Below are 6,986 nucleotides of genomic sequence, written 5' to 3' on the forward strand. Positions count from 1 at the left end.
TGATGTTAAACTAGGTATCCTAAAAGCGTTGTAAAAATAGTATATTCAACTATGTAAAAGCTCAAGCTTGGCCAAAAAACAAACCTAAGTCCATTTTTTACTCTAAATAGTGCTTTTTAAGGCTTCATATTTTTTCTACAGATTCAATATAGGAACCAAAAATAAGGAATTTGAGTGAAAATCTATCTACTGCCTGCTTTTTTCAATAAAGAACAAACATCTTGCATATATTTTTTAGCGTTTGCATCAAGAGATGCTATCAAAACGTCAGCTTCGTTTAATTTACATCTCAAGGATAAACTAAATTAAAAGAATCACTTCTAGCCTTAGTATCTTACCATAGCAATATTGATGTTTATATCGCCTGTGTTTTGATTATCAAATTTGTGCATTACAGTTCCCAAATTTTATCAAAAATTTCATTTAATTTTACGGTACCCTCATCACCTAGTATAATTGCATATAAATTTGAACCGTTTGATTTTATATTTTTTGATATATTTTTTATCTCGTCGTCTATATAAAACAATGCATCAGAAACAACTAGGACATCGGCATTTTTATCGCTTTTGATATGTTTCAAAGCTCTTTTGATAGCTATTTTAAAGTTTGTCCCATCGTCAAATTTAGTAAGACAAAATTTCATCAACTCGTCATGCCATTTATGACCGCTTAAATCATAAGCTTTTACCCAAGTATTAAAACACACAAGATAGCAAGCTCTTTTTTCGCGTTTGGTGATAGTAGCCACTAAAAAGGCTATGCTTTTTGCTGTATTTTCTTTTTCTTGCATAGAATAACTGCCGTCCACCACAAGCATCACAGGCCCTTTTTGTCTTACATTTGGCATTTTAAAACCGCTGTTTATATTTTTGACCTCGCTTTGACTTTCAAAGCACAACAGTTTTTTCTCAACAAATTTCATATCAAAAATAATATGTAAATCTTTACTTAAAAATGCAAGTTCAGACGGTACAATATTTTCAATTTCATTTGAAATTTTAATGCCGTCAAATTGTTCTTTAAAGTTATTAAGCTTTGAATTACTATTTGAAAAAGTTATGTTTTCATTTTTTATACCTTCGCCTCTACCGATAATTTCGCATATTTGCCTTAATTTATTTGATGAACCTATTATGTTTAAAAAAGTGGTAAGTTTTCCTATTCTATCTCCAGGATCATGATTTTGTAAAAGTCCCTGCGACCTAAATTTACATGGTCGACAAATTGCATACATTAGTTTTAGCTCATAAATTTTTTCATTTAATATATCGGGTATACTTTGTAAATTTTTGTTTATACATCTTTGCCACCATGCTTGCTCGCATCTATCAAGTATCTTCTTTCTTATTTTTAAACGCTTATATTTTTTTCTAAAATCTATTTTAGAAAGCATAGATAACTTATTTTTAAAATCTTTAGCTTCCTCATCCCCTAAAAGAATTCTGACTAGTTCAATATCGGTTTGAATATCTGCGGTATCTTGTTGCCCATACATTATGCTCCTTTTTATATCCATTATTCTTGGATCTAATGTTTTATAAGGATTATTTTCGCAGGCAGACTTTATGACATCAAGTTCGCTAGCTAAATAACTATTTATATCTGCTACTATTACATCATCTAGCTCGCCTACGTCTTTTCTAAAATCTTCAAGCAAAGAGCTATAAAATTCTTCATAATTACGCAATTTTATGTCCTTGTAAATCTTTTATAAAGCGTGAAATTTTTAGCCTTATATGCTTTTGCTTATTAAGAAGGCTAATATTTACCTGAATAAAGCTATCTATCTCGTCTTTAGCCAAAAACATATAACCGTTAGTTCTAATACTGGCAAGTTCGCCATTTGTACCAGCTATCATCTGGTCCATCTTTTTAAGAGCGGTTTTTGATATATTCATTAACTGTTTCCTTTTGCTGTCCTTTATGGCTATCATATCGCCCTTTTTATGCAAGATAGTTGGGCAAAAGGTTCTAACTATACTTGTATGATCATTGTAAGCCGCCCCGGAATCCCATCCGCATTCATAAGCGCCTCTGTCTATTCCTACCTTAAAATTTCCGTCATGACGATAGACATAAACTAGTCGTCTTTGCGGCTGACCGCCCGCATCCAGCGGATTTTTAATGCCCTTATGTTCGTCTATGGGAATATAAAATTTGACATTTGCCTTATCATTCTCATCATTAAATCTATTTATTAAAAGCTCAAATTCGTAACAAATTTTATCATTAACTATTTTGGTTTCATATATATCATCTTGGTAAAAAAATAACTCATAAAAAGTTTTATAAATTTCATTAAATTCATCTAAAAATGTATAATCTATGTCTGGAGAAACAACGGCATAAATACTTTCTCTTACTATACGCTTAACTTCTTTGATTTCATCTTTATTATTCCATAAACAATCCGCAAGTACGAATGTATCAATAGGTAAAATTTCATCTCTATCTGATAAAATAGCTGCTATTTTTAATATTTGAGCTAAATTTTTATATCTTCTATCAGATATATAAATAGGATTACTTAAATCGTTTAGTTTTGACTTTATTAACTTTATAATTTCTAAACTTTGATAGGAAAATTTAATGTTTTTAGCTTTTTGCCGCAAGACATCAAGCTCCTCCACGGTAATTTTTAAATTTTCATCTATATGAGGCTCATCATTTTCATCGCTTATTAGCTTTACAAAGTTATTCCAGTCTTGCAAAGGCTCGACAAAAAGTCTCATATTTAATCTATCGTATAAAGCCTCTAATCCGCTGCCGATATCTGGTGTTTCGTTGCTTGCAGCAATAAGCGCGTACAATGGTACCTTTACGTTTTCGTTACCGTTTTTAAAAAGTTTTTCATTTATGATAGTTAAAAGCGTATTCAGTATAGCTGGCGAACTTTTAAAAATTTCATCTAAAAATGCAAAATTTGCGCTCGGTAGATACCCTTGGGTATTTCTTACATACTTGCCATCTTTTAGAGATTTTATGTCTATTGGTCCAAAAACTTCATCTGGCGTTGAAAATTTTTGCATAAGATATTCAAAATACGTCGCATCCTTAAAAGCTAAATTTATACGTCTTGCTATTAAGCTTTTTGCAGTGCCTGGCGGTCCATATAGAAATACGCTTTGTCCGACAATAGTAGCCAAAAGAGTTTTTGCTACTATATCGTCACGCTCGTGTAAGCCTTTTGAGATCGCTTCAAGTAAATTTAAAATTTTTTCTCTCATTTGCTTTCTTTATTATTTATTTTTTAATAAAGCTTAGCAAAAAGAAATGACAGGTTATGTCATTTCAAATAATCTCTAAGCAGCTCCTCAAATTTTTCCCTTGATTTAAAGACTCTACTATCTTTATAAACGGTAACTAGTATTTTACGACCTGTAGTATCTCGTCATCGTAAGCTATTTCTGCGCCCATGATGATTTTGCCCTTATCTTTGCCTATCAATAAAATTTGATAAAAATTTTCTTTTTTAAGGCAACCTATCATTTTACTTTTGTCTAGTAGTACTTTAAATTTTTACATCAGAAAATATGATTTATAAATTCTTAATTTGGCTTGCAGATCACAGTATACATTTACGATATACCTTATACTAAAATAGTATATTTTTAATTCTTATGAAATTTAATGATTACAAACAAACATTAACTTAAAATCATTCAATAGAGATTGTTTGATCTTTTTGACACCACGCCATGCTTGATAATGGCACTTTCTTATTTTATTCTTTTTAAATTTATTTTTGCAACACAAGCAACCGCTCTGTCTGCATATGTCAATAATATCTCTAAAATTTATTTCTCTGTTATATTTTATGATTTTATACATACTTCTAAAGTCTAAATTTTCCTCGGCTATAAATTCCAACAATCCAAGCACCCCATGGGAGTACTCTCCCCAAGGTGCCTTACCGTATTTATTATAGAAACTAACCCAATACAAATATGGTTCCAGTAAATTTGTAAAAAATTCTTGTATATTAAAAATACCATTTGTAAAAAACGATTTTTCTTTCGGATATACTGTTAAACAAAATGAACCATCGCTATTTATATGAAGTTCATCTAGGTTTTTGTTTATGGCTTTTGCAATATTTATTATCTTATTATCTGAATTAATCACTTTTGGAAGTATTGATGGGCTGTATATTTTTAAAAAAATGGTAATAGAAAAATTATCAACTATTTTTATGTCATTACATGATCTATAAAAACAAATTTTACCAGCTATCCTATCTTTTAAAATTTCAAGGTCGGGATAATTTTTACATAACCACTCTTTTTCGGTATTGCAAAGCACCAATTCTTTTTCTAAGCCACAAGATTGTAAAACTATATCCGCCATGGCTTATTTGGAGTTGATATAATAGTTGAGCAAGATAAATTTTTAATATATTCATCAAAAAAATTACTATTAAAAAATTTTCCCCATATCATCAATGCTCTCTTTTTATCTTTTGTTGATTCCAACTCCGATAAACACTCATCAAGCAAAGCTGTTTGCAATTTATCGTATAACTTTTCTATTCTTCTTTTGTGCTTATCGCTATTTGCTATTTCTTTTGAATTTACAGGATTGAGAATAGATTTATTATATTGCAGTCTATCTTTTATTTTTTTAATAGTCTCATAAAATGCCTGATCGTCACGAGATTTTATAGGTACATAACATTCTTCTGCCAATATTGTCAAGATTAGTCCACTAGGCATATCCCAGGCATTCCTACTAATAGACCAAAATTTTAAAAACCTAACTATTCTTCTAAGTTGTCTTCCATTATTATCGTCTGGGCTTTTGCTTATGACGGCATCATTAAACCACTTAACAATCTCTTCTGGGTTTGATTCCTCCCAATCAGAACTTGCCAATTCTTGCCTATCATCTTTTTTTCTATATATAGCCATATCAACATGATGCCCTTCACTATAATACACACGAACACAATTTTTTAATACTTCTGGCGCTTTTTGAAATCTATCATCTTGTATCGCCCTATAAACCATATCTTTGATATCTTTCGAAGTCATATTTCCTATTTTTGAGTCATCAAAGACAACGCCTACATCTATGTCGTAATCATTATTAACATGTTGAACTATTGTCCTCATGGAATACGACCCCTGACTCATCGTATCGTTATAAGCAGGACTATTATTGTTCCGCAAACCATTCTTTAGCCTATCTAAATTTATATCTTTATACTTTCCAAGAGTATTCCACAAGTCACCAAGTCTTACTTTTTCGTTGTAGAATTTATTTAACTCGCTGTTGCAATCGACCATTTTACATCCTTTTACAATAATTTTTTAATTATCCAATTAGTATCACTACTATCTAAACTAGAAAAATTTAATAAGTTATTTATATCTTTAGCGTCATCCAACCCCATCTTCATTTTTAGTTGAGGATTAATCCTTTTATAACCGTTTTCATAACCTAGCTGCTTCATAAAAGTTTTGGTTTGAAATTCTGCTAACTCAGATTGAGTATTGAGTAAAATTTCTACCAGTGGAGCATTTGGCAATAGCCATTTTATTCTAGTATTTTTTAAACTATTATGGTTATATGGAAGCATTGAAAACTTACCGGTTCCTACCGAAAGCAATGTTATTTCGCTAGTACCCATATCGTTCTCGCAAAACGAAAGCACATCAGAGAGTGCTATCAAGGATGGATTATTGGCAACTATGCCACCATCTATTAAATTTGTAGAGTGCTTTAAATCCATCTCTACCTCAAAATATGTTGGAGCAGATACTGAAGCCAAAATCGCACTATATAGCTTCTCGTCTGATCTAGAAATATTTGAATCATTGTATTTTGATTTATATAGTCTCGGTTCCATTCTTACGATATCTACAGCAGTTACAAGTAAATGCGTTTTTACATCTTCAAATGTAAGTTCACCGAAGTATTCCTTGGCTTTTTTCTTAAGGATATCTTTTTTATATTTAGTTCCAGGTGTGAAGAAAAATCTTTTTGTTTTTTTTGAAAAAATTTCAGGAATATCCTTTTGGTATAAAGTTTTTATATCGTCTGCTCTTTTACCGATTGCCAATAAGCCAGCAATTATTGCACCGGTCGACGTTCCGGCAATTAAGTCAAAGTATTCACCCAGTGATTTTTTTGATTCATCTTTGGTATTTAAAATTTTTTCTATATTTTCCAATATGCAAGCCGTTAGAAAACCCCTAACTCCACCACCGTCTAATGTTAATATTTTCATGGCAGCTTTCCCTAACGAACAAAATTTACATCAAGCCTATATCCAGCAGCATTGGCATAGGCATTTAAAGTAGAAATTGTTGGTGAAATTTTAGAGTTTAGGCTCTCTAGTCTTGAGATATTACTTTTACTAGTATTCATTCTACTTGCTATCTCTTCTTGAGTCAGATTTGCAGCTTTTCTAATCTTAATAAGCTTTAACTTTAAATCAAATTCAACTTCAAGTTTATCGTATTCTTTTTTTACCTCGCTTCTTTTTAGAGCTTTTTCTTTAAAGTCCTCAAATGTTGGTCTCATTTTATCTCCTTTGCTCTTTGCATAATGATCTTCATATCTTTTTTAGGAATGGTGTCTGATTTTTTAATGAGCGTATGCAAAATCACTATCTCTTTATTTATAACATTTACAAATACACTTCTTGCAATACCTTCTTTGCCTTTTGCCCTAAACTCAAATAGCCCATTTCCAAGAGGAGCACTATGTGGTCTACCCAAATTTGGTCCAACCTCTTTTGCCATTTCAAGTACTCTAAGTAAATTAGCTAGTATCGTATCTGGCAAAGATAGTGTCTCGTCTTCAACACTCTTATCGTAAAATGTGATTTTCCATAATTGCTCTTTCATGTCGGCTATATTATCATTTTTGATAACTTATTGTCAAATATGATAACCTTTAGGAACACTCACTCTTCCCCTCCTTGATCAAAATTTACCTCTTCAACTAGATCCTTTAGAATTTTTGGAGTTACTGGCTCC

At 31.2% G+C, this 6,986-nt stretch carries 8 protein-coding genes; all 8 read right to left on the reverse strand.

Going from position 1 to position 6,986, the window contains the following annotated elements:
• Positions 1-391: 391 nt before the first annotated feature.
• Positions 392-1,690: a hypothetical protein gene (locus CVS97_RS08620; RefSeq protein WP_107785780.1), complete on the reverse strand. Its 1,299-nt coding sequence runs from the start codon at positions 1,688-1,690 to the stop codon at positions 392-394.
• A complete protein-coding gene (locus tag CVS97_RS08625; protein ID WP_107785781.1) occupies positions 1,683-3,230 on the reverse strand; it encodes an AAA family ATPase in 1,548 nt (515 codons plus the stop codon). The genes CVS97_RS08620 and CVS97_RS08625 overlap by 8 nt, the downstream gene beginning before the upstream one ends.
• Positions 3,231-3,366: 136 nt before the next feature.
• On the reverse strand, positions 3,367-3,492 hold the full coding sequence (locus tag CVS97_RS09535; RefSeq protein WP_265094260.1) for a hypothetical protein: 126 nt from the start codon (positions 3,490-3,492) through the stop codon (positions 3,367-3,369).
• A gap of 138 nt (positions 3,493-3,630) precedes the next feature.
• Entirely contained in the window at positions 3,631-4,350 is a 720-nt protein-coding gene (locus tag CVS97_RS08630; RefSeq protein ID WP_159070909.1) for a hypothetical protein, read from the reverse strand.
• Positions 4,338-5,288 (reverse strand): cyclic GMP-AMP synthase DncV-like nucleotidyltransferase, encoded by a 951-nt coding sequence (locus CVS97_RS08635; protein WP_107785783.1) that lies wholly within the window; start codon positions 5,286-5,288, stop codon positions 4,338-4,340. Before CVS97_RS08635 ends, CVS97_RS08630 begins: the two co-directional genes overlap by 13 nt.
• An 11-nt stretch (positions 5,289-5,299) precedes the next feature.
• Entirely contained in the window at positions 5,300-6,232 is a 933-nt protein-coding gene (locus tag CVS97_RS08640) for a patatin-like phospholipase family protein (RefSeq protein WP_107785784.1), read from the reverse strand.
• An 11-nt stretch (positions 6,233-6,243) separates the two neighbouring features.
• Positions 6,244-6,528, reverse strand: coding sequence for a helix-turn-helix domain-containing protein (locus tag CVS97_RS08645; protein WP_107785785.1), 285 nt, complete (start codon positions 6,526-6,528; stop codon positions 6,244-6,246).
• Positions 6,525-6,854 carry a type II toxin-antitoxin system RelE/ParE family toxin gene (locus CVS97_RS08650; RefSeq protein WP_084041732.1) on the reverse strand — a complete coding sequence of 110 codons (330 nt, stop codon included), beginning with the start codon at positions 6,852-6,854 and terminating at the stop codon, positions 6,525-6,527. Before CVS97_RS08650 ends, CVS97_RS08645 begins: the two co-directional genes overlap by 4 nt.
• Positions 6,855-6,986: the final 132 nt, after the last annotated feature.

Source organism: Campylobacter concisus (genome assembly GCF_003049735.1).
GTDB classification, from domain to species: domain Bacteria; phylum Campylobacterota; class Campylobacteria; order Campylobacterales; family Campylobacteraceae; genus Campylobacter_A; species Campylobacter_A concisus_AN.

What these genes read in the sequence shown, in the direction of transcription:
- CVS97_RS09535 (WP_265094260.1), bottom strand. Translation starts at nt 3,492, where the DNA reads ATGATAGGTTGCCTTAAAAAAGAAAATTTTTATCAAATTTTATTGATA.
- CVS97_RS08630 (WP_159070909.1), bottom strand. Translation starts at nt 4,350, where the DNA reads ATGGCGGATATAGTTTTACAATCTTGTGGCTTAGAAAAAGAATTGGTG.
- CVS97_RS08650 (WP_084041732.1), bottom strand. Translation starts at nt 6,854, where the DNA reads ATGAAAGAGCAATTATGGAAAATCACATTTTACGATAAGAGTGTTGAA.
- CVS97_RS08625 (WP_107785781.1), bottom strand. Translation starts at nt 3,230, where the DNA reads ATGAGAGAAAAAATTTTAAATTTACTTGAAGCGATCTCAAAAGGCTTA.
- CVS97_RS08635 (WP_107785783.1), bottom strand. Translation starts at nt 5,288, where the DNA reads ATGGTCGATTGCAACAGCGAGTTAAATAAATTCTACAACGAAAAAGTA.
- CVS97_RS08640 (WP_107785784.1), bottom strand. Translation starts at nt 6,232, where the DNA reads ATGAAAATATTAACATTAGACGGTGGTGGAGTTAGGGGTTTTCTAACG.
- CVS97_RS08645 (WP_107785785.1), bottom strand. Translation starts at nt 6,528, where the DNA reads ATGAGACCAACATTTGAGGACTTTAAAGAAAAAGCTCTAAAAAGAAGC.